Below are 22,150 nucleotides of genomic sequence, written 5' to 3'. Positions count from 1 at the left end.
CAAGTCTACGGCGCGCCAGACGTTAAGTAAATGTTATGGATTGCCTTTTTGCAGAAGCGCGCAGTCGTGATCCTGTAGCTCTTCGCTGTGCGCCAGGTTCAGTTGCAGAAGGTTGCGACGGGTCGCGAGCAGGACAAACGCGCCATCTTTTAGCGGCGCCAGCGCCAGCGAATAGCGGCCCATGTGCTCACGCGCCTGCGGCACTTCTTCTGCCAGCATGAGGAATGGCGAGCGACGCGACAGTTCTTCGCCGGTGATGTGCCGCGCCAGATAGTCGTGCCCGCGCAAGCCGCCCGGAAACGGCTGCCAGCGGCTGCCGATGGCGGTCATCGCCGCGTCAAGCTGCGCGCGCACGTCCGGGCGCAGGCAGGAGATGTGGATATGCAGATGGTTCTGGGAACGGCCCAGCCTGGAGTTGATGGTCAGCGAGACGGCGCTATCCGGCACCGGGCTACCGCGCTTTTCGCTCATCCAGCGGCGCGCCTGCCAGGCCTGCCAGAAAAAGTTAGGGGTGTTATCGGAAAGCAGTTGCGGGCTTTCGATACCGTTGATTTTCCACAGCGGCATTAACAGGTATTGCAGCGGGCCGTTGATATCTTTCAGCACGGCGTAGCCGGCAGGGAGATTCACCTGCGCGCAGGGCGCGGGGTTCTGGCGTTCACGTTCGCCGGGCAGACACTGCTGCGTCACGATGCGCCTGAGGATGTCGGGATCGTCCGCAAGGAAATAGCGCCACGCCACCAGCGCGGCCAGCGCCAGTAAGACAATGAGTGTGATCGTGACAGACACTATTCGCTTCATGCTTCGCCCTGATGATTCCGTAAACGCAAAGCGTAGCGTAAAACGGACCGCTACGGGGCACTATTGCGCGGAAAAGGCGGGCCACATCCTTGTGGCCAGGGTATTTAACGCTTGCTGATTTGATCGAACGTACCGCCGTTGGCAAAGTGCGTCTGCTGCGCTTTGGTCCAGCCGCCGAACACGTCATCAATCGTAAACAGCTTGAGTTTCGGGAAGGTGTTTTCATACTTCGCCGCAATTTGCGTATCGCGCGGGCGGTAGAAGTTTTTCGCAGCGATCTCCTGGCCTTCCGGTGAGTAGAGGTATTTCAGGTAGGCTTCCGCCACGGTCTGGGTGCCTTTCTCCTGCGCGACTTTATCGACGACCGAGACGGTCGGCTCCGCAAGGATAGACTCGCTCGGGGTCACGATTTCAAATTTGTCTTTGCCAAGCTCGTTGGCCGCCAGCAGGGCCTCGTTTTCCCAGGCGATCAGCACATCGCCAATGCCGCGCTCAACGAAGGTGTTGGTTGCGCCGCGCGCGCCGGAATCAAGCACTTCGACGTTTTTATACAGCGCCTTGACGAACGCCTGGGCTTTCGCCTGATCGCCGTTGTTGTGATGCAGCGCGTAGCCCCAGGCTGCCAGATAGTTCCAGCGCGCGCCGCCGGAGCTCTTCGGGTTCGGCGTGATAACCGACACGCCCGGCTTCACGAGATCGTTCCAGTCTTTGATCTGCTTCGGGTTGCCCTTACGCACCAGGAAGACGATGGTGGAGGTGTACGGCGCGGAGTTGTCCGGCAGGCGCTTGATCCAGTTTTTATCGATACGCCCACGCCCGGCGATAGCATCGACGTCATAGGCCAGCGCCAGCGTCACGACATCCGCCTTGATGCCGTTGATAACCGAGGTCGCCTGCTTGCCGGAGCCGCCGTGTGACTGACGAACCACCACGTTGTCGCCGGTCTCTTTTTTCCAGTGCGCGCTGAATGCCTTGTTATATTGCTCATAGAATTCGCGCGTCGGATCGTATGAGACGTTTAACAACTGAACGTCTTTCGCCAGTACGCTTGCCGAAGCCAACAGTAAAGTAATGCCCACGCCCCACTTGTTCATTGCACGCTCTCTTTAAATTTTCAAAGTTAAATGTTGATAAAAGCAGCGTGCCAGAAAGCGCGGCAGGGATTAAAGAATAAAAAAAAATTGGCTATAACTGACGGGAATAACAACAGGAAAAAGAAACGCCCGGCAGCGCAGGCTGACCGGGCGCAAAGCGTGAGGCTTAGTAGAGCTTTTTAGCGCAATCCAGCCAGTCGCCTTTGAACGGACGCTTCATGTTTTCGATAGCGTCGATGATGTCGTGATGCACCATTTTTTCGTTCTGAATACCGACGCAGCGGCCACCGTGGCCCTGGAGCAGCAGTTCGATAGCATAAGCGCCCATGCGGGAGGCGAGGATACGGTCGTAAGGCACCGGCGAGCCGCCGCGCTGGATGTGCCCGAGCACGGTGGCGCGGGTTTCGCGTTTCGTCTCGGTTTCAATGTATTTCGCGAGCTCGTCGATATCGCAGATATGCTCAGTGATGGCGACAATCGCGTGTTTTTTCCCTTTCGCGATGCCGGCTTTGATTTCCGCCACCAGATCTTCGCGGTTAAATTCCACTTCCGGCAGAACGATAAATTCGCAACCGCCCGCAATAGCCGCCGCCAGGGTGAGATCGCCGCAGTAACGGCCCATCACTTCAACGATGGAAATACGCTGGTGAGAAGAAGAGGTGTCGCGCAGGCGGTCAATCGCTTCGACCACGGTGTGCAGCGCGGTGAAGTAACCAATGGTGTAATCGGTGCCCGCCACGTCATTATCGATGGTGCCCGGCAGACCGATGCACGGGAAGCCCATTTCGGTCAGGCGTTTGGCGCCCATATAAGAGCCGTCACCGCCGATGACCACCAGCGCGTCGATGCCGCGTTTTTTCATGTTCTCGATAGCCACGGCGCGAATATGTTCTTCGCGGAATTCCGGGAAACGCGCGGAACCGAGGAAAGTGCCGCCGCGGTTGATCATGTCGGAAACGCTGTAACGGTCGAGCTGGATCATGCGGTCTTCATACAGGCCAAGATAGCCATCGTAAATGCCGAATACTTCCAGACCTTCCGTCAACGCCGCGCGGACTACGCCACGGATGGCGGCGTTCATGCCAGGCGCATCACCGCCACTCGTCAACACACCGATTTTCTTAATCATGACTACCTCTGAACGTAGAATGCAAAAGGAATACTTTCGCCGGAAACCGCCTGCGCGAGTGCGACAGGTGATCGACTATTGCTGCAAATAGTATATCAACAGCTTCCTGCTGAATTGATTCAGGTCAGCCCGCGTGGGGGTGAGATATACAAAAAATGCCTGCCCGAATCACGCCTTTACAACGAATGCTTAATGCTCAAATTGCCCCTGCTGAAAACGCGGGACGACCGAGCATGGGTCCTGATGAATAATGACGTCCGACCCCGGAAACCGGAACAGGATCGCCTGCTCCACCTGTTCGGCGATTAAATGCGCCTGAACCAGCGGCAAGTTGTCTTCCATTTCGAGATGAAGCTGGATAAAGCGGGTCGGCCCTGACTGCCGCGTGCGTAGATCGTGCGCGCCCCGAACGCCTGGCCAGGCGGAGATAATCTCGACTATCGCCTGACGTTCTTCATCGGGCAGGGCCCGGTCAAGCAACGCCTGTACCGCTTCATAGCCCATCCGTAACGCACTGTATAAAATCCAGACGCCAATCCCGAGCGCAAACAGCGCGTCGGCGCGGTGCAGGCCATACCAGGAGAGGGCCAGCGCCACAAGAATAGCGCCGTTCATCATAACATCAGACTGATAATGAAGCATATCCGCCCGCACCGCCTGGCTGCGGGTTTTACGCACCACCCAGCGCTGGAAAGTGACCAGCATCAGCGTGGTCACCAGCGCCGCCATCGTCACGATAACCCCGACCAGCGGCGCGCGCATCGGCTCTGGCGTCACCAGATGCTGAATGCCGGTGAGGAAAAGAAACAGCGCCGAGCCGGAAATAAACATGCTTTGCGCGAGCGCCGCCAGCGATTCCGCTTTCCCGTGACCGAAAGCATGTTCTTTATCGGCAGGCTGAAGCGAATACCGCACCACCCATAAATTGGTGAGCGACGCGGCGATATCGACAAGCGAGTCCACCAGGGCGGCGAGAATGCTGACCGACCCGGTATACCACCAGGCGAAAATTTTGATGATCAGCAGTAGCGTCGCCACCAGCGTGGCGGCGAGAGCCGCCCGGTTCACCAGGCGGGCATAGTCATGATTCATAACGACTCCTGCGAAGACATGTTGCCAGTATAACCAACCGTCCGCAGGAATTTGATGAAATTCGTATGGCATGTAGCGCCGATGAACATCGGCGCGCGGCGAAAAAAGGGCAAAAAAAACCCCCTCATCATGAGGGGGAAGACAGGGATGGTGTCTATGGCAAGGAAAACAGGGTTGTTACTGGTTACTACGGGTACTGCTACTAAAGAGCGGCAGCGCAGACTGGCGCTGCATTTGCGCAACCTCACGAAACTGTTCCATGCGTTGCTGGTGTTTCTCGTTCAAAACCGCTTGCTGCTCGGGCGTTAACAGGCGATACATTTGATTTCTCACCTTCGCCATTTCCACCTGGCGGGCCACTTGCTCCTGGGCCATTTTTTCCGCCTGAGCGCGCACTGCGTTTTCATCAAAATTTTCTGCGGTGACCAGCCTGTGCATGGTCTCCATTTCGCTAACATTAACAGGGGGCTGCTCATGCCGCGCCTGCTGCATCAAATCGCGCATTTGCTGGCGCTGATGCTCTGTTAAGTTGATGCCGTCAAACATATGACTCTGCACGCTGCTGCGTTGCGTCAGCATTTCCGCTGGATGCCAGCTTTCGTCCGTCGGGACCTGTGCCGCCTGGCTGGTTAACGCACCGGCAGCCAGCGTTGAGGCCATGACGGCGGCGGTAACTTTGCGCATCACTGACTCCTGGAAACTTATGTGCTGCGGTTCAACGAAATCCAGTCTACGATTCGGGCTGCAAACATGCGTCAGGGGGTGTAAAACAACGTAAAGTCATGGATTAGCGCGCCTTGATGACGTAATTTCTGCCTCGGAGGTACTGAAAATGAATAAAATCCTGTTAGTTGATGATGACCGCGAGCTGACTTCCCTGTTAAAGGAATTGCTCGACATGGAAGGGTTTAATGTCCTCGTTGCCCATGATGGCGAACAGGCGCTTGACCTCCTGGACGACAGCATCGACCTGCTTTTGCTCGACGTGATGATGCCAAAGAAGAACGGCATCGATACTTTGAAAGAGCTTCGCCAGACTCACCAGACACCCGTTATTATGCTGACCGCACGAGGCAGCGAACTGGATCGCGTACTTGGCCTTGAACTGGGCGCGGACGACTATCTGCCAAAACCGTTTAACGACCGCGAACTCGTGGCCCGTATTCGGGCGATTTTGCGCCGTTCACACTGGAGCGAACAGCAGCAGAACAGCGACAGCGGTTCGCCGACGCTGGAAGTGGACGCGCTAAGCCTCAACCCAGGTCGTCAGGAAGCGAGTTTTGACGGCCAGACACTGGAACTCACCGGCACCGAATTTACCCTGCTCTATTTGCTGGCGCAGCATCTGGGCCAGGTGGTGTCACGTGAACATTTAAGCCAGGAAGTGCTTGGCAAACGTCTCACGCCGTTCGATCGCGCGATCGATATGCATATCTCTAACCTGCGTCGTAAATTGCCGGAGCGCAAAGACGGCCATCCGTGGTTTAAAACCTTACGCGGACGCGGCTATCTGATGGTTTCCGCTTCATGATAGGCAGCCTTACCGCCCGCATTTTCGCCATTTTCTGGCTGACGCTGGCGCTGGTGTTAATGCTGGTGCTGATGCTGCCCAAGCTCGACAGCCGTCAGATGACGGAACTGCTGGAGAGCGAGCAGCGTCAGGGCACCATGATTGAACAGCACGTCGAGGCCGAGCTGGCGAGCGACCCGCCCAACGACCTGATGTGGTGGCGTCGGCTGTTTCGCGCTATCGACAAGTGGGCGCCGCCGGGGCAGCGGTTGCTGCTGGTCACCAGCGAAGGCCGCGTGATCGGCGCAGAACGCAATGAAATGCAGATCATTCGCAACTTTATCGGGCAGTCCGATAACGCCGACCATCCCCAGAAGAAAAAGTATGGCCGCGTGGAGCTGGTCGGTCCCTTTTCCGTGCGCGACGGCGAGGATAACTACCAGCTTTACCTGATCCGTCCGGCGAGCAATTCACAGTCCGATTTCATCAACCTCCTGTTCGACCGCCCGCTGCTCCTGCTGATTGTCACAATGCTGGTGAGTTCGCCGCTGCTGCTTTGGCTGGCGTGGAGCCTGGCGCGACCGGCGCGTAAGCTTAAAAACGCCGCCGATGAAGTGGCTCAGGGCAATTTGCGTCAGCATCCGGAGCTGGAAGCCGGGCCGCAGGAGTTTATCGCCGCAGGCGCCAGTTTCAACCAGATGGTAACGGCGCTGGAACGTATGATGACGACCCAGCAACGGCTGCTTTCCGATATCTCTCACGAGCTGCGCACTCCGCTGACGCGTCTGCAACTCGGTACCGCGCTGCTGCGCCGCCGCAGTGGAGAGAGCAAAGAGCTGGAGCGCATTGAAACCGAAGCCCATCGCCTCGACAGCATGATCAACGATCTGCTGGTGATGTCGCGCAATCAGCAGAAAAACGCGCTGGTGAGCGAGACTATGAAAGCGAATCAGCTGTGGGGCGACGTGCTTGATAACGCCGCCTTCGAAGCGGAACAGATGGGCAAATCGTTTGAAGTCGCCTACCCGCCAGGCCCGTGGCTGCTTTACGGCAACCCGAATGCCCTGGAAAGCGCGCTGGAAAATATCGTGCGTAATGCGCTGCGCTACTCTCACAGCAAGATTTCCGTAAGCTTCGCGGTGGATAAAGAAGGCATTACGATTAACGTCGATGATGACGGGCCGGGCGTGAGCCAGGCTGACCGGGAACAGATTTTCCGCCCGTTCTATCGCACCGATGAGGCGCGCGACCGCGAATCCGGCGGCACCGGTCTCGGCCTCGCCATTGTGGAAACCGCCGTGCAGCAGCATCGCGGCTGGGTGAAGGCGGACGACAGCCCGCTTGGCGGTCTGCGCCTGACCCTCTGGCTACCGCTCTATCACCGCTCGTGAATATGGCCCTCCCCTGCGCGGGAGGGCTTTGCCTCTCTGATATAGTCCCCCGTGCCCCGCAGTTTTTACGCGCGGGCAATTCTGGTATTCTGCGCGCCTCTGCAAAAGGGGAGCCGTATGCTGAATATCGTCCTGTTTGAACCTGAAATCCCGCCCAATACCGGTAATATCATTCGCCTGTGCGCCAACACCGGCTTTCGCCTGCATATTATCGAGCCAATGGGCTTTACCTGGGATGATAAACGCCTGCGCCGCGCGGGGCTGGATTACCACGAATTTACCGCTGTAATACGCCATCGTGATTATGCCGCGTTCCAGGATTCGGAAAAACCGCAGCGCCTGTTCGCACTGACGACCAAAGGCACGCCCGCGCACAGCGCGGTCAGCTATCAGGACGGCGATTATCTGCTGTTTGGCCCCGAAACGCGCGGGCTGCCCGCCTCGATTCTGGACGCGCTGCCGCCCGAGCTGAAAATCCGTATTCCGATGATGCCGGACAGCCGCAGCATGAACCTCTCTAACGCGGTTTCCGTGGTGGTATATGAGGCGTGGCGACAGCTTGGCTATCCTGGCGCGGTATTGCGCAGCTGACGGCTGAACGTTAAAGACAACAAAGCCGCGCATTGCGCGGCTTTTTTATGCATAAAGCAGGCGGTTTAAATCCCGTCGCCGTACTCGAACCCGTGGTTGATGCCGTTGAAGTGCTGATCCATATCCATCGACGGCTTATCGCTTTCCGGCTTGCCGACAATACGCGCCGGCACGCCTGCCGCCGTCGTGTGCGGCGGCACAGGCTGCAACACCACGGAGCCTGCGCCGATTTTTGCGCCACGCCCCACTTCGATATTGCCCAGAATTTTGGCGCCCGCGCCAATCATCACGCCTTCGCGGATTTTAGGATGGCGATCGCCGCTGGTTTTACCGGTACCGCCCAGCGTTACCGACTGCAGGATAGAGACGTCATCTTCCACCACGGCTGTTTCGCCGATCACAATGCCGGTCGCGTGATCGAGCATGATCCCACGTCCAATGGTGGCCGCCGGATGGATATCGACCTGGAAAGAGACCGACACCTGGTTTTGCAGGAAAATCGCCAGCGCCTGACGCCCCTGTTTCCACAGCCAGTGGCCGATGCGATGAGCCTGCAGCGCATGAAATCCTTTAAGATAGAGCAACGGCGTGGAATATTTATCTACCGCCGGGTCACGGGTGCGCACGGCCTGGATATCGCAGGCGGCGGAGGCAATCATCTCCGGGTCCGCTTTGTAGGCCTCTTCCACCACTTCACGAATGGCGATAGCCGGCATGATAGGCGACGCCAGCTTGTTGGCAAGCATATAGCTTAACGCGCTGCCCAGGTTCTCGTGCTTAAGCAATGTCGCATGGTAAAAACTGGCCAGCATCGGCTCGCAATCGGCCAGCTGACGGGCTTCGGCTTTGATATTCTTCCACACCAGATCCAGTTCTTCACACGGCATTGCTTTCTCCAGACAAACAAATAGCGGCCGACAAAAAGGTTTTGTTGGCACGCATCAATCATTACGGACGCGCTTCCCTACTGGCTGCTTCGCTCATCCTTGCGGGTACGGCCCAGCAGCGTTAATGCTGCCTCGCGCGCATTTTTTCCGCAATAGAGTACCTGATAAATTTCCTCGGTTATTGGCATTTCCACGCCAAAACGCGCCGCCAGTTCGCGCACCTCTTTGGTGTTGCGATACCCTTCGACCACCTGGCCTATCTTCTCCTGAGCGCTCTGCACATCCATACCCTGGCCGAGCATCATGCCGAAGCGGCGGTTGCGCGACTGGTTGTCGGTACAGGTCAGGACAAGATCGCCGAGACCAGCCATGCCCATAAAGGTGGTTGGATCCGCACCGAGCGCCGCGCCGAGGCGTGACATCTCCGCGAGACCGCGCGTAATCAGCGCCGTGCGGGCATTCGCGCCGAAGCCGATGCCGTCAGACATCCCGGCGCCGATGGCGATAACGTTTTTCACCGCGCCGCCGAGCTGCACGCCGATGAAATCGGGGTTGCTATAAACGCGAAAGCTCTTGCCGCAGTGCAGCAGTTGCTGAAGATCGTTGGCAAACGCGTCGTCCGTGGCCGCCAGCGAAATCGCCGTCGGCAGCCCTGCCGCCAGCTCTTTGGCGAATGTCGGGCCGGAGATCACCGCCAGCGGTATCTCATCGCCTAGCGCTTCGCGCGCCACATCCTGCAATAATCGACCGGTTTCCGCCTCAAGACCTTTGGTCGCCCATACCACGCGGGCATCCGGGCGCATGAGCGGTTTAATCTGGCGCAGCACCTGACCAAACACATGGCTTGGCACTACAACCAGAATATTGCGGCTGGAGGCCAGCGCGGCGGCTAAGTCGCTCTCAAGATGAAGCGTGTCGGGGAAAGGCACATCGGGAAGGAACGCCGCGTTGCAGCGGTCGGCCTGCAGCGTCGCGATATGCGCGGGGTCATGACCCCACAGCACGACGTGATGGCCATTTCTTGCCAGTGTAATGGCAAGAGCGGTGCCGTATGAACCGGCACCGATAACTGTCATTGACGCATTAATGGTGTTCATCAGGCATCCTGATGGTTTTGCGCACCTTCAGCAGCCTGCTGCTGCAGATAGTTCATGAACAGCGCGTCGAAGTTAACCGGCGCAAGGTTCAGCTGCGGGAAAGTGCCGCGGGAAACCAGGTTGGTGATGCATTCGCGAGCATACGGGAACAGGCTGTTCGGGCAGTAAGCGCCGAGGCAGTGCGCCATCTGGGTGCCTTCAATGCCAGAAATATTGAAAATGCCTGCCTGCTGCACTTCGCAAAGGAAAGCGGTCTCTTCGCCCAGCGACGCGGTGACCGTCACGCGCAATACCACTTCATAGACATCGTCAGCAAGCTGGCTGGAAGCGGTATCCAGATCCAGCTTCACATCCGGCTGCCAGTCTTTCTGAAACACATGCGGCGCATTCGGTGCTTCGAAAGAGATATCTTTGGTGTAAATGCGCAGAAGCTGAAAGTTCATTTCAGTGTTGTTTTGTTCTGACATGAGCGAAAACCCTTGTATGTAATGTCCTTAAAAATGCCGTCACGGCTAAGCGCACTAGCGCAGCAGAGGATCGAGTCCGCCGCGCGCATCCAGTGCATGCAGGTCGTCGCAACCGCCAATGTGCTGACCATCAATAAAGATCTGCGGCACAGTGGTGCGGCCACTACGCTGAATCATTTCTTCCCTTTTGGCGGTATCGCCGTCAATGGGCAGTTCGAGGAAAGCGGCGCCTTTGCTGTTCAGCAGGGCCTTCGCACGATGGCAATACGGGCAGGTCGCTTTGGTGTACATTTCGATATTAGCCATGTCGTTACCTCTTATGAAAATTATTTACCACGTACCAGCGGCAGGTTCTCGCCACTCCAGCCGGCAACGCCTTCTTTGAGCACATACACCTGTTCAAACCCGGCGTTAGTTAACGCCGTTGCTGACTCCTGAGCCGACAGGCCGTTGCCATCAACGACGATGACCGGCTTCGCTTTATGCTTGTCCAGTTCGCCGACGTTATTTGCCTTGATATCGGCAGGCAGCAGGTTCATGGCGCTGGCGATATGCCCTTTGCGGAAGTCGTCGCGCTGGCGGATATCCACTACCACGGCATCTTCTTTGTTAATCAGACGCGTCGCTTCGCCACGCGTAATCACCTTCACTTTAGAGGTCAGGCTCTTGAAAGTGGTGTAAATCACCGCCGCGAATAACGCAATCCACGCGATACTAAGTATGGGGTGGCGGCCAACGAATTGCATAATTTCTTGCATGGGGGGGTCAAACTCCCGACTCAGTAAAAAAACCAGGTGTGGAGTATACCTGCGCGCTGTGTCAATTACAGCCAGTACAAAGAAGGTTGTGCGTTTTCTGCGGCACGTTACGGAAAAAAGGATGAAATGCGCCGTTGCGCTTGCAGACCCCTGCCTGTTCTTTGATCTTCTGCGGCTATTTGCCCTCTGACGGTGTAGTAAAATTACGCCAATTTTTTCGTCGTTGACGCATGAGGTTCCGCAATGTCGCTTACTAAAAAACCTGTCGTATTAGTGATCCTGGATGGCTACGGCTACCGTGAAGACAATCAGGATAACGCTATTTCCGCCGCCAGAACGCCTGTAATGGATAGCCTGTGGGCAAGCCGTCCGCACACTTTAATTGATGCTTCTGGACTTGAAGTCGGCCTGCCGGACCGTCAGATGGGTAACTCGGAAGTGGGTCATGTCAATCTGGGCGCAGGCCGTATCGTGTATCAGGATCTCACGCGTCTGGATGTCGAAATCAAAGAACGCACTTTCTTTACAAATCCGGCACTGACTTCGGCCGTTGATAAGGCCGTCGCCGCCGGGAAAGCCGTCCATATCATGGGTCTGGCGTCACCTGGCGGCGTGCACAGCCATGAAGATCATATCCTGGCGATGATAGAACTGGCGGCCGCACGCGGCGCAGAAAAAATTTATCTGCATGCGTTCCTGGACGGTCGCGATACGCCGCCGCGAAGCGCAAAAGCATCGCTGGAGAAATTCGCCGCGAAGTTTGCCGAAGTGGGTAAAGGCCGCGTCGCATCGATTATCGGCCGCTATTTTGCGATGGACCGCGATAACCGCTGGGAGCGCGTGGAGCAGGCGTATGATCTGCTGACGCTGGCACAAGGTGAATATGAGGCGCCAAACGCCGTGGCAGGCCTTGAAGCCGCCTACACGCGCGATGAAAACGATGAATTCGTTAAAGCGACCGTGATTCGTGGCGAAGGCGAAGCCTCTGCCGCAATGGAAGATGGTGACGCGCTGATTTTCATGAACTTCCGTGCCGATCGCGCACGTCAGATAACCCGCGCCTTCGTTAACTCCGATTTTGACGGTTTTAATCGCAAAAAAGTCGTTAAGTTCGCCGATTTCGTTATGCTGACCGAGTATGCCGCCGATATTCGCACCGCCTGCGCTTATCCGCCCACCTCGCTGGTTAACACCTTCGGCGAGTGGATGGCAAAACACGATAAAACCCAGTTGCGTATTTCCGAAACCGAGAAATACGCCCATGTGACGTTTTTCTTTAACGGTGGTGTGGAAGAGCCGTTCCCGGGCGAAGACCGCATCCTGATTAATTCGCCGAAAGTCGCGACCTACGATCTGCAGCCGGAGATGAGCTCCGCCGAGCTGACTGAAAAACTGGTTGGCGCTATCAACAGCGGCAAATATGACGCCATCATTTGTAACTACCCGAACGGCGATATGGTCGGCCACACCGGCGTGTTTGACGCTGCTGTCGCTGCGGTGGAAGCGCTTGATAACTGCATCGCGCAGGTGACGCGCGCCGTTGAGGCGGCAGGCGGTCAGATGCTGATCACCGCAGACCACGGCAATGCCGAACAGATGCGTGATCCGGCGACCGGTCAGGCGCACACTGCGCACACTAACCTGCCGGTACCGCTGATTTACGTGGGCGATAAAAAAGTTAACGCGGTAGACGGTGGCAAGCTCTCCGACATCGCGCCGACCCTGCTTACGCTGATGGGGATGGAAATCCCGCAAGAGATGACTGGCAAGCCGCTGTTCATCGTGGAATAATCCCTCCCCATGAGGGGAAAGGCGATTTTTTCAATGACATGGGGCAACAGGCCGTTTCGGTTCTCACTTAAGCCCCTGCTTTACGCCAGCGCGCTCAGCGCTGGCGTATTGTTATGCCCGCTTTCCGCCCATGCGGATGACCGCGATCAGCTCAAATCTCTTCAGGATGATATCGCCGCCAAAGAGCGCGCGGTACGCCAGCAACAGCAGCAGCGCGCAAAATTGCTCGCCCAGTTGAAAAGCCAGGAGCAGGCGATCGCTGCCGCCAGCCGTAAACTGCGCGAAACCCAGAATACGCTGGCGGAACTTAACCGTCAGATAGCCGAGATGAACGCCTCCATCGCAAAGCTTGAAAAGCAGAAAGCCGCCCAGGAACGCAACCTCGCGGCCCAGCTTGATGCGGCGTTCCGTCAGGGGCAGCACAGCGGTCTTCAGCTTATTCTGAGCGGCGAAGAGAGCCAGCGCGGCCAGCGTTTACAGGCTTACTTCGGCTACCTTAACGAAGCGCGTCAGGAAACCATCGCGCAGCTCAAACAAACCCGCGAAGAAGTCGCCACTCAAAAAGCCGAGCTTGAAGAGAAGCAAACGCAGCAGCAAACGTTGCTCTACGAGCAGCAGGCGCAGCAGGCGAAGCTGGAGCAGGCCCGCAACGAACGTAAAAAAACCCTGAGCTCGCTGGAATCCTCTATTCAGCAGGGCCAACAGCAGCTAAGCGAGCTGCGTGCGAATGAATCGCGTCTGCGCGATCGCATCGCCCGCGCAGAGGCGGCGGCGAAAGCCCGTGCCGAGCGCGAAGCACGTGAAGCTGAGCAGGTCCGCTCTCGCCAGAAAGAGGCGTCGCGCAAAGGCACCACCTATAAACCCTCTGAAAGTGAGCGCTCACTAATGGCGCGTACCGGCGGGCTGGGCTCGCCGAATGGGCAGGCTTACTGGCCAGTACGCGGCCCGTTGCTGCATCGATATGGCGAACAGTTGCAAGGTGAACTACGTTGGAAGGGCATTGTTATCGGGGCCAGCGAAGGCACCGAGGTAAAAGCCATTGCCGACGGGCGCGTGATCCTCGCCGACTGGCTGCAGGGCTACGGTCTGGTGGTCGTCGTTGAACACGGCAAAGGCGACATGAGCCTTTACGGTTACAACCAGAGCGCGCTGGTGAATGTCGGCGCCCAGGTCCGCGCCGGTCAGCCCATCGCGCTGGTGGGCAACAGCGGCGGCCAGGGGCGGCCTTCGCTCTATTTTGAAATTCGCCGTCAGGGTCAGGCGGTCAATCCACAACCGTGGTTGGGAAGATAAGTTTTGCTTCAGTTGCGTCGTCTTGTTTTTGCTCTCGCCGGTTCGCTGGCTCTCGCTTTCCCCGCCCTCGCTGGCAAACTCGCTATCGTTATCGATGACTTCGGCTACCGCCCGCATACCGAAAACCAGGTGCTGGCGATGCCCGCTGAAGTCTCCGTCGCTGTACTGCCCAACGCGCCGCATGCCCGAGAAATGGCGACTAAAGCCCACAATCAGGGACACGAGGTGCTAATCCATCTGCCGATGGCGCCGCTCAGCAAGCAGCCGCTGGAAAAAGACACGCTGCGCCCGGACATGAGCGGTGAAGAAATCGCGCGCATTATTCGCAACGCCGTCGACAACGTGCCCTACGCCACCGGCATGAATAATCATATGGGCAGCGCCATGACCTCAAGCCTCCCCGGCATGCAAAAAGTCATGGCGGCGCTGGCGCACTATAACCTCTATTTTCTTGACAGCATGACCATTGGCAACAGCCAGGCCATGCGCGCCGCCGCAGGAACGGGCGTGAAGGTCATCAAACGCAAAGTCTTTCTTGACGACACCCAGAACGAGGCGGACATACGCGCCCAGTTTAACCGCGCGGTCGCGCTTGCGCGTCGCAACGGCTCAGCGATTGCCATTGGTCACCCGCATCCGGCAACGGTGCGCGTGCTCCAGCAGGCGCTCTATAATTTGCCGCCAGATATCACGCTGGTGCGCGCCAGTCGCCTGTTGAACGAGCCGCAGACGGATAATTCCACGCCGAATGCTGCGCCGCCCACGACAACGCCTGCCGCGCCGCGTAATCCGTTCCGCGGCGTGAAGCTGTGCAAACCGAAAAAACAGCCTGAACCGGTTTATGCCAGCCGCTTCTTTACGGTCATCAGTGAAAGCGTCAGCGAGAGCGCCGTGGTGAGCTACTTCCGCCATCAATGGCAGGGCTGGGGCAAGCAGTCCTGAATAAAAAACCCGCCGAAAGGCGGGTTTTTTAACAGAGACGGCGCTCCGCGCTTATGAAAGCGTAAAGCGCCCATCCAGAATCATGCTGTACAGCGCAGGCTCTCCATTATCCGTCAGCCGATAATTTTCCTTATGGGAGAGCTTATAGATCCCGACAGGATCCTGACGTAATGTGGCCAGCGCCGTTTGCGTCGGCGCGGCATTAATAAACTGGCGGATAAGAAAACGATGGTTTCCCGTCACGGGCTGCCTGTTCATCATCTCGCGAAACGCCGGTACCTTTTCGCGCGCATATAAGAAACAATAGTCAGTAAAAAAGTACTCGATGCTTTGATCGTTTAACTGCCAGTAGCGATAAAGGTTATCTCGGACAAACTTCACCAGCGTGTTACCTTGCCGCGCTGCAAACAGATAAGTGGTCCAGTAGCCCTGACTTAGCGAGCTTTCCTGTCCGGCATCATCAAAACGCAGTGACGAAAAGCTATGCTCATAAAAAGATTCAGGCAACGGTCGGGTCACGAATACGGTGGCGTCCATCCAGATGCCGCCATACTGGTAGAGTAAAGAACAACGCACGATATCTGAATACAATGCTTTATTGATAAGGCCCGCCTGATACTTAGCAATAATGAAATCAGGCAGCGTTAAATAGTCTGCAATATTGTCGTCAGTCAGCACAATAGTGCTTGCATCCGGCGTGTGCTGTTTTACCGACTCGATACACCGCTTAACCAGTTCAGGCGCCTGATCCAGGCCCTGGAACCAACAAATCCAGATGATGCGCGACTGCGCCAGCGGAACGGTTGCTACAGGCTCAGGCTGGACGTTAAGGCTATCAATAACAGAAAAAATCGTCGCCTTTTTCTTCGCTTCAAAATGTGCCGCCGCGCGCTGGAAAACTGCGAGTCTCGTCTTCTTATGCCACCGGCGCGTTTTCTTGATGAGTTTGTTGATGGTCGTGAGCTTCATCATTCCACCTGCCAGAGAGTTCAGAAGAGTTCTTTTAATGTGCGGCGAAATAGCTTCAGCCTTAACTTAATGTCTTTCTTGCGGCCACGTAGCAGAGCATTCATGCGGGTTGAGCTAAAACCCCTGAAAGACATCAACTGAAAGAGGTTATTACTGCGCGTCATTTCCGACATATGTTCACGATATTTAAAATAGAGCTTGCGATACGAGTTATATTTTTTGATTTTTTTTGTAATGCGATCGCTACTATGTTCAGCATCAACCATCGCAGTGCTAAAACTGTATTTAATCCCCGGGCCATATTTCAGGATGAGTTTTATCCACGCATCGCGATCCTGCTGCTGCTTTATTTCCGGTGAAAACCCACCAACCCCAAGTAATTTTTCTCTTGTGGTAAGCACCTGATTGCCAACTACATTTTCACAGAGAATATCCTGTAACGTGATAATGCGTTTGCTGTTGCTGTCAGGCCTGGTGCGCTGTTTTTTATCCAGACGGGCTGGGGAGTCGGTGACGAAGGCATAACGCTCTTCATAACGAGTGACAAGCTTTGATAAACGCTCCGGTAAAAAGTAATCGTCATCATCAAGCCCCGTGACGAAAACGCCCTGTGAAAGCGCATAGCCCCGATTACGGCTGAAATTTGAACCGCTGTTTTTCGTATTACGTTCATAGATGAAATTAACGAACCGCGCCTCACATTCCGCCCGCATTTTCTCTATGAGCTGTGCGGTTTTTTCGTTCGAACAATCATCGACAACGATCAACTCGACGGCAGGATACGTTTGAGCAATGACGGAGCGAATCGCCCGCTCCAGCAGGTCTTCTCTGTTAAAGGTCGTAATGATAACGGAGATCAGTTCATTCATATCAGGCTCGTCTGGTCAGGATCGTAACTCCACCGGGAGAATACTCTTTTCCCGGTGGGGAATCAAAAAAGCTTACTTAACAATATCCTGGTGCCTGTTTTGCTCCAGGAAAACGACAGACATAATTAACGTCAGCATCCAGGCGATAGGGGTCGTTTTCGAATAAAACATGACGCCACTAATGCCAAACATAATGATCGAGGCCAGAAACGCGCAAAGAATAATACTGTTGAGTTTTCTGTAGGCGTAACAGAACAGAGCGACAATAAAAGCAAAATAGAGCAATAAACCCGAAGGGCCTTTTACAGATAATGTTTCTACCACTTCATTGTGCAGGTGGCCTTTCATATGCTTTAGTGCACCCCGTAGTCCAGGATCTTTCTCTACAGTAGCAACGATAATTTTATTACGCTGATCCGTTGACTGCCATAAATAATTCTCTTTAGCTGCTTCAAGGCCTGTCTTCCACATTGCCAGGCGCGCGCCCACCGACGTCGAACTGTTATTTTTATCATACGCAGCAATATCGCGATTAAAATCATTATAGCGCTTAGAAATGTCGTCCTTCATCATAAAAACCCCCACGATCAAGGCGCAAATAAAAGCTATTACGCCTTTCCAGGGAATATGTTTTTCCTTGTACAATTTAACGCTTAAAAGCACAAAGAAGATAACCGGATAAGCGATAATCGCTGCGCGTGTGCCCGTTGTTACCAGCATCAGAAATGTCAGGAAAAAATGCCCTAAAATGAGTGACTCTTTCCATTTATAAGCGCTGTGCTGAAGCACAAGAATGATGTAAAAAGAGATAAAAGCAATGGTGTAGGCAGCACCTGTCGCATCTGCCCCCCCTTCAAGAGAGAGCGTCACCCGACCCGTTCCCAGAAAAATAGCCTGATATCCCACATACACGGCCATCATCAGCTGTAACAGCATCGCTAACAGGGCATGAATTTTGTTACTACCGATATTTAACTTGCGGTAATTAGCGAAAGTGTAAATACAAAAGGCGCCAAAGACACATATTTTACCTACTTCCAGGTAGGCACGGTAGGAGTTAATGGCCGGACTGGTGTCGACTTTATACAGGCGGTACCACACTAAATCACAAAGTCCAATGGTTAATAGCACCGCGCACAGCCAAAAGGCATCATTTTTCCTGAAGTTTTTAATATCCAGCAAGAATGCTATCAGCGCCACCGCGCCAGCAAGGCTGAAAATTTTTGCGGCATAGTTTGGTGAAATAATCACACACCCAAATGCAATCGCACATAATCCGAATAACAATTGCATCAAACTAAAATGGACCTTCTCAAATTTACTTGTTGTCATCATCATTCCATTTATTACTGCAAACAAAAAACTTTAGCACACCATCGAAAAAATCATTAAGGACCGCTGTGTTAATGAATATTGCGCCATTCATATACGGTGCCCGTGGTATCCATAACGGCAACATCCTTATCATACTGCGACAGCCAGGACGATAACGTCTTCACCGCATCCCCTTCACGATGGATACCTAACCATAATTCAGCAAGCGTATTCACATCATCGGTTGACCAGAGCCGGTTGTAATCCCCCGTCAGCTTGTCTTTCGCTGCAACGCCCTGAGCATACCAGATGAACATGGGGACCTGTAGCGCCTCGCGAGGCGGTTTCGCTCCGCCATGAGAGTAGACTACGGCGCGGGAAGGGTCGCGTATCAGCGCGTGATCGGAAAAATAGAGCACGGAGGAGCGACTGTCGCCCAGAGCATTAAAGACCTGGCCCATCACCGTGTCGGTAAAGCGCACGGCATTATCGTAACAGTCATCAGCGTTATTACCGCTGTTGAGAACCGTCTGATTTGCCGGAAAACGCCGGCAGGCAGGTTCATGGCTACCATACAGATGTAACACGATAAGTTTTTTGCCCGGCTTTTTCAGCGCCTCGTTGAGTAACAGCAACAATGCGTCATCATAGCCCTCTTCCACCCATACACTCTGATGCGCGTTAAGCGCGATGCCCGTAATAATATTGTTATGCGCGCCGCCCTTTCCCTGACGGCTAAACCAGGACGTGTCGTAACCCGCTTTGTTGGCAATATTGATAACGTTATCGCCATATTTACGCGGATCGCGCGCCTTTACGGTATCCGCTGTCAGGGCCATTGGCACCGCCATAATGGTCACCGGTGCCGGAGCAATCGCGTTGCGGAACAGCAAAAGCCGATCTTTTTGGGCGTCCAGCGCTGGTGTGGTATCACGCCCATATCCGTAAATGCCCATATTTTTCGCGCGTGCAGACTCACCGACGATTAACACATAGTTGTCAATTCCGGTATCTGAAACGGTGATTTTATAATCAGGAATATCATTACCGACGCTCGCCATCACAGCATTATCTTCCGCCGCCTGCATGAAAACTTTGGCGGTGCTGACCGGCGTCGATTGCATAAAACGCTGCGTCAGACTTTCCACATTGCTTTTACGAATCTGATGTAGCCAGGCTTGCGTAAAAAAGCCAAATAGCGTCAGGCCGAGCAGAATTGCGGGCCAGCGTCTGAATCGAGGTGGAACCGGCCAGGCGTCGCTATTTGCCGTAAAAATAAACAGCGCCGAAAGAGCAAAAAATAACAGGCCATCGCGCCAGTAAAGGCCAAGCATGGAGCTCGCCTCTTCCGGCGTGGTATTCAGCACACTTAAGGCAAATCCATAACTGAACGCTGAATTAAAATTTGTCCATGCATAAAGCTGCAGCGTCACGTCTGCCGCGACCGGCACTAAGAAAAGCACAGCCAGAAGATGTCTGAAGCCTTTGTTATTAATACATTTAATCGTAAAAATCAGTAACGCGAATACCAGCGCCCGGTTTATTACCGTATTATATTTTTCATTCAAAACATTAGCGTAAATGACGATTGCGAGCGAAATAATTAACGGCAAAACGCTCGAAATACGAAAACCGTATTTCGTGGTTTTTTGTTCTAACAGAATAGACATGACGACCTGGACTTTATTTAAATCTTTCCTGACGACACCCTTATCACCGGAAAAAGAAATACCTCACCCTCTTCCGGACAGAAGAAAGCCTGATATCTGCGTGATACTGGGCGTAAAAAAGAGGCACTATTAAAATTTGCGCAGACGGTAGCAATTCGTTTTTATAAAGTCAAACCGCTGAAGATAGTAGCGGCGCCTGAATATACAGGCGCCACGATAAGCTGTTAATCCCAGCTCAGAATGACCTTACCGGACTGACCAGAACGCATGGCGTCGAAGCCTTTCTGGAAGTCGTCGATGGTGAAGCGGTGAGTAATAATCGGCGACAGGTCGAGGCCGGACTGGATCAGCGCCGCCATCTTATACCAGGTTTCAAACATCTCGCGGCCATAGATGCCTTTGATGAAAAGCCCTTTAAAGATAACTTTGTTCCAGTCGATGGACATATCGGAAGGCGGAATACCGAGCATTGCGATACGTCCGCCGTGATTCATGGTATCCAGCATGGTACGAAACGCCGGCGGCGCGCCGGACATCTCCAGGCCAACATCGAAGCCTTCGGTCATGCCCAGCTCTTCCATCACGTCGCTCAGGCTCTCTTTAGAGACGTTCACCGCGCGGGTCACGCCCATTTTGCGCGCGAGATCCAGACGGAACTCGTTCACATCGGTGATCACCACATTGCGCGCGCCCACGTGCTTCGCGACCGCCGCCGCCATGATGCCAATCGGGCCCGCGCCGGAGACCAGCACGTCTTCGCCGACCAGGTCAAACGAGAGCGCGGTGTGTACCGCGTTGCCGAACGGGTCGAAAATCGAGGCCAGCTCGTCCGGAATATTGTCCGGAATTTTGAAGGCGTTGAACGCCGGGATCACCAGGTATTCGGCGAAGCAGCCCGGACGATTCACGCCCACGCCGACCGTGTTGCGGCACAGGTGCGTACGCCCGCCGCGGCAGTTACGACAGTGGCCGCAGGTGATATGACCTTCGCCGCTGACGCGATCGCCGATTTTAAAGCCTTTCACTTCCTGGCCGATGCCGACGACTTCGCCGACATATTCATGCCCGACGACCATCGGTACCGGAATTGTCTTCTGCGACCACTCGTCCCAGTTATAGATATGCACGTCGGTGCCGCAAATCGCGGTTTTGCGAATTTTAATCAGCAGATCGTTATGGCCGACTTCCGGCTCCGGCACGTCGGTCATCCAGATGCCTTCTGCCGGTTTCAGTTTTGATAATGCTTTCATTCCACGCCCTCAGGCAATCACGCCTAACTGTTTACCGATGCGGGTAAACGCATCGACTGCACGTTCAATCTGTTCAGGGGTATGCGCCGCCGACATCTGGGTGCGAATACGCGCCTGGCCTTTTGGCACCACCGGATAGAAGAACCCGGTGACGTAAATGCCCTGGTTTTGCAGCTCGCGGGCGAAGTTCTGCGCCACAACCGCCTCGCCCAGCATGACCGGAATGATAGCGTGATCGGCGCCCGCAAGCGTAAAGCCCGCCGCAGTCATTTTCTCGCGGAACAGGCGCGCGTTAGACCACAGACGCTCACGCAACTCCGCGCCGGATTCCAGCATTTCCAGCACTTTGATGGAGGCGGAGACAATTGCCGGCGCGAGCGAGTTGGAGAACAGATACGGGCGTGAACGCTGGCGCAGCCACTCCACCACCTCTTTACGCGCCGCGGTATAACCGCCGGACGCGCCACCCAGCGCCTTGCCGAGCGTACCAGTGATAATGTCCACGCGGCCCATCACGTCGCAATACTCATGGGTGCCGCGGCCGTTTTCGCCGACAAAGCCCACCGCGTGGGAGTCATCGACCATCACCAGCGCGTCATATTTATCCGCCAGATCGCACACGCCTTTCAGGTTGGCTATCACGCCATCCATGGAGAACACGCCGTCTGTCGCGATAAGGACATGGCGCGCGCCCGCGTCACGAGCCTCTTTCAGGCGCGCTTCCAGCTCCTGCATATCGTTGTTGGCATAACGGAAGCGTTTTGCTTTGCACAGGCGCACGCCGTCGATAATGGAGGCGTGGTTCAGCGCGTCGGAGATAATGGCGTCTTCCGCGCCGAGCAGCGTTTCAAACAGCCCGCCGTTGGCGTCAAAGCAGGAAGAGTAAAGAATGGCGTCTTCCATGCCGAGGAACGCGGCCAGTTTATTTTCAAGCAGTTTGTGGCTGTCCTGGGTGCCGCAAATAAAGCGCACCGACGCCATGCCGAAACCGTGCGTATCCATGCCCTGCTTCGCCGCGGCGATCAGTTCAGGGTGGTTCGCCAGACCGAGATAGTTATTGGCGCAAAAGTTGATTACGTGGCTGCCGTCTGCCACCTGGATATCCGCCTGCTGGGCGGAGGTGATGATCCGTTCTTCCTTAAACAAGCCTTCGGCGCGCGCGGTATCTAAATCGGCGGAAAGCTGTTGGTAAAAATCCCCTCGCATTGCATTTCTCCAGACATGAGCCAGTTCGG

22 protein-coding genes are annotated in these 22,150 nt (G+C 55.1%); 6 read left to right on the top strand and 16 right to left on the bottom strand.

The annotated features are described in order from the left end of the window. Positions 1-33: 33 nt before the first annotated feature. The 5 genes from BJP61_RS01755 to cpxP form a co-directional block, all read right to left on the bottom strand. Positions 34-801, bottom strand: coding sequence for a CDP-diacylglycerol diphosphatase (locus BJP61_RS01755; protein ID WP_038866624.1), 768 nt, complete (start codon positions 799-801; stop codon positions 34-36). A gap of 104 nt (positions 802-905) precedes the next feature. Then, on the bottom strand, positions 906-1,895 hold the full coding sequence (locus BJP61_RS01750; protein ID WP_038866622.1) for a sulfate ABC transporter substrate-binding protein: 990 nt from the start codon (positions 1,893-1,895) through the stop codon (positions 906-908). Between the two features lie 166 nt (positions 1,896-2,061). Then, the gene (gene pfkA / locus BJP61_RS01745) at positions 2,062-3,024 is read right to left on the bottom strand and encodes a 6-phosphofructokinase (RefSeq protein ID WP_038866621.1); all 963 of its coding nucleotides are present in this window, start codon (positions 3,022-3,024) and stop codon (positions 2,062-2,064) included. A 189-nt stretch (positions 3,025-3,213) separates the two neighbouring features. Continuing rightward, positions 3,214-4,116: a CDF family cation-efflux transporter FieF gene (gene fieF / locus BJP61_RS01740; RefSeq protein WP_038866619.1), complete on the bottom strand. Its 903-nt coding sequence runs from the start codon at positions 4,114-4,116 to the stop codon at positions 3,214-3,216. A 177-nt stretch (positions 4,117-4,293) separates the two neighbouring features. Then, positions 4,294-4,800 carry a cell-envelope stress modulator CpxP gene (cpxP, locus tag BJP61_RS01735; protein WP_038866616.1) on the bottom strand — a complete coding sequence of 169 codons (507 nt, stop codon included), beginning with the start codon at positions 4,798-4,800 and terminating at the stop codon, positions 4,294-4,296. A gap of 148 nt (positions 4,801-4,948) precedes the next feature. Between cpxP and cpxR the strand changes: the two genes are divergently transcribed. The 3 genes from cpxR (at position 4,949) to trmL (ending at position 7,608) form a co-directional block, all read left to right on the top strand. After that, the gene (cpxR, locus tag BJP61_RS01730; RefSeq protein ID WP_007680774.1) at positions 4,949-5,647 is read left to right on the top strand and encodes an envelope stress response regulator transcription factor CpxR; all 699 of its coding nucleotides are present in this window, start codon (positions 4,949-4,951) and stop codon (positions 5,645-5,647) included. Next, a complete protein-coding gene (gene cpxA / locus BJP61_RS01725; RefSeq protein WP_038866611.1) occupies positions 5,644-7,017 on the top strand; it encodes an envelope stress sensor histidine kinase CpxA in 1,374 nt (457 codons plus the stop codon). Before cpxR ends, cpxA begins: the two co-directional genes overlap by 4 nt. A gap of 117 nt (positions 7,018-7,134) precedes the next feature. Beyond that, entirely contained in the window at positions 7,135-7,608 is a 474-nt protein-coding gene (gene trmL, locus BJP61_RS01720; RefSeq protein WP_038866610.1) for a tRNA (uridine(34)/cytosine(34)/5-carboxymethylaminomethyluridine(34)-2'-O)-methyltransferase TrmL, read from the top strand. A 65-nt stretch (positions 7,609-7,673) separates the two neighbouring features. On the opposite strand, the gene cysE is transcribed toward trmL, so the two are convergent. From cysE to BJP61_RS01695, 5 genes are all read right to left on the bottom strand, one after another. Next, entirely contained in the window at positions 7,674-8,495 is an 822-nt protein-coding gene (gene cysE / locus BJP61_RS01715; protein WP_038866608.1) for a serine O-acetyltransferase, read from the bottom strand. Between the two features lie 77 nt (positions 8,496-8,572). Beyond that, entirely contained in the window at positions 8,573-9,592 is a 1,020-nt protein-coding gene (gpsA, locus tag BJP61_RS01710; protein WP_038866606.1) for an NAD(P)H-dependent glycerol-3-phosphate dehydrogenase, read from the bottom strand. Then, complete coding sequence (gene secB / locus BJP61_RS01705; protein WP_038866603.1) at positions 9,592-10,059, bottom strand: protein-export chaperone SecB; 468 nt, start codon at positions 10,057-10,059, stop codon at positions 9,592-9,594. Before secB ends, gpsA begins: the two co-directional genes overlap by 1 nt. Before the next feature lie 54 nt (positions 10,060-10,113). After that, on the bottom strand, positions 10,114-10,365 hold the full coding sequence (gene grxC, locus BJP61_RS01700; protein WP_004388492.1) for a glutaredoxin 3: 252 nt from the start codon (positions 10,363-10,365) through the stop codon (positions 10,114-10,116). Between the two features lie 20 nt (positions 10,366-10,385). Next, on the bottom strand, positions 10,386-10,817 hold the full coding sequence (locus BJP61_RS01695) for a rhodanese-like domain-containing protein (protein ID WP_038866594.1): 432 nt from the start codon (positions 10,815-10,817) through the stop codon (positions 10,386-10,388). A 243-nt stretch (positions 10,818-11,060) separates the two neighbouring features. On the opposite strand from BJP61_RS01695, the gene gpmM reads away from it, so the two are divergent. From gpmM to BJP61_RS01680, 3 genes are read left to right on the top strand one after another with little or no spacing between them, the layout of a single operon-like run. After that, a complete protein-coding gene (gene gpmM / locus BJP61_RS01690; protein WP_171997720.1) occupies positions 11,061-12,608 on the top strand; it encodes a 2,3-bisphosphoglycerate-independent phosphoglycerate mutase in 1,548 nt (515 codons plus the stop codon). Positions 12,609-12,641: 33 nt separating this feature from the next. Next, positions 12,642-13,901, top strand: a complete 1,260-nt coding sequence (gene envC / locus BJP61_RS01685) for a murein hydrolase activator EnvC (protein WP_236613133.1) — start codon at positions 12,642-12,644, stop codon at positions 13,899-13,901. 3 nt (positions 13,902-13,904) lie between these two features. Continuing rightward, on the top strand, positions 13,905-14,843 hold the full coding sequence (locus BJP61_RS01680) for a divergent polysaccharide deacetylase family protein (protein WP_171997718.1): 939 nt from the start codon (positions 13,905-13,907) through the stop codon (positions 14,841-14,843). Positions 14,844-14,894: 51 nt separating this feature from the next. Here the strand turns inward: BJP61_RS01680 and BJP61_RS01675 are convergent, their stop codons facing one another. From BJP61_RS01675 to kbl, 6 genes are all read right to left on the bottom strand, one after another. Next, the gene (locus BJP61_RS01675; RefSeq protein WP_255485453.1) at positions 14,895-15,815 is read right to left on the bottom strand and encodes a capsular polysaccharide synthesis protein; all 921 of its coding nucleotides are present in this window, start codon (positions 15,813-15,815) and stop codon (positions 14,895-14,897) included. A gap of 17 nt (positions 15,816-15,832) precedes the next feature. Then, positions 15,833-16,681 (bottom strand): glycosyltransferase, encoded by an 849-nt coding sequence (locus BJP61_RS01670; RefSeq protein ID WP_171997716.1) that lies wholly within the window; start codon positions 16,679-16,681, stop codon positions 15,833-15,835. A gap of 72 nt (positions 16,682-16,753) precedes the next feature. Further along, entirely contained in the window at positions 16,754-18,013 is a 1,260-nt protein-coding gene (locus tag BJP61_RS01665; protein WP_171999220.1) for an O-antigen ligase family protein, read from the bottom strand. 71 nt (positions 18,014-18,084) lie between these two features. Beyond that, positions 18,085-19,665, bottom strand: a complete 1,581-nt coding sequence (locus tag BJP61_RS01660; protein ID WP_171997714.1) for a phosphoethanolamine transferase — start codon at positions 19,663-19,665, stop codon at positions 18,085-18,087. Between the two features lie 224 nt (positions 19,666-19,889). Then, complete coding sequence (gene tdh / locus BJP61_RS01655; RefSeq protein WP_075192751.1) at positions 19,890-20,915, bottom strand: L-threonine 3-dehydrogenase; 1,026 nt, start codon at positions 20,913-20,915, stop codon at positions 19,890-19,892. Positions 20,916-20,924: 9 nt separating this feature from the next. Further along, positions 20,925-22,121, bottom strand: a complete 1,197-nt coding sequence (gene kbl, locus BJP61_RS01650; RefSeq protein WP_171997712.1) for a glycine C-acetyltransferase — start codon at positions 22,119-22,121, stop codon at positions 20,925-20,927. Positions 22,122-22,150 lie beyond the last annotated feature (29 nt).

It is taken from the genome of Cronobacter sp. JZ38 (assembly GCF_008932145.1).
Classification (GTDB): domain Bacteria; phylum Pseudomonadota; class Gammaproteobacteria; order Enterobacterales; family Enterobacteriaceae; genus Cronobacter; species Cronobacter muytjensii.
This window is presented reverse-complemented; position numbering and strand designations above follow the sequence as displayed.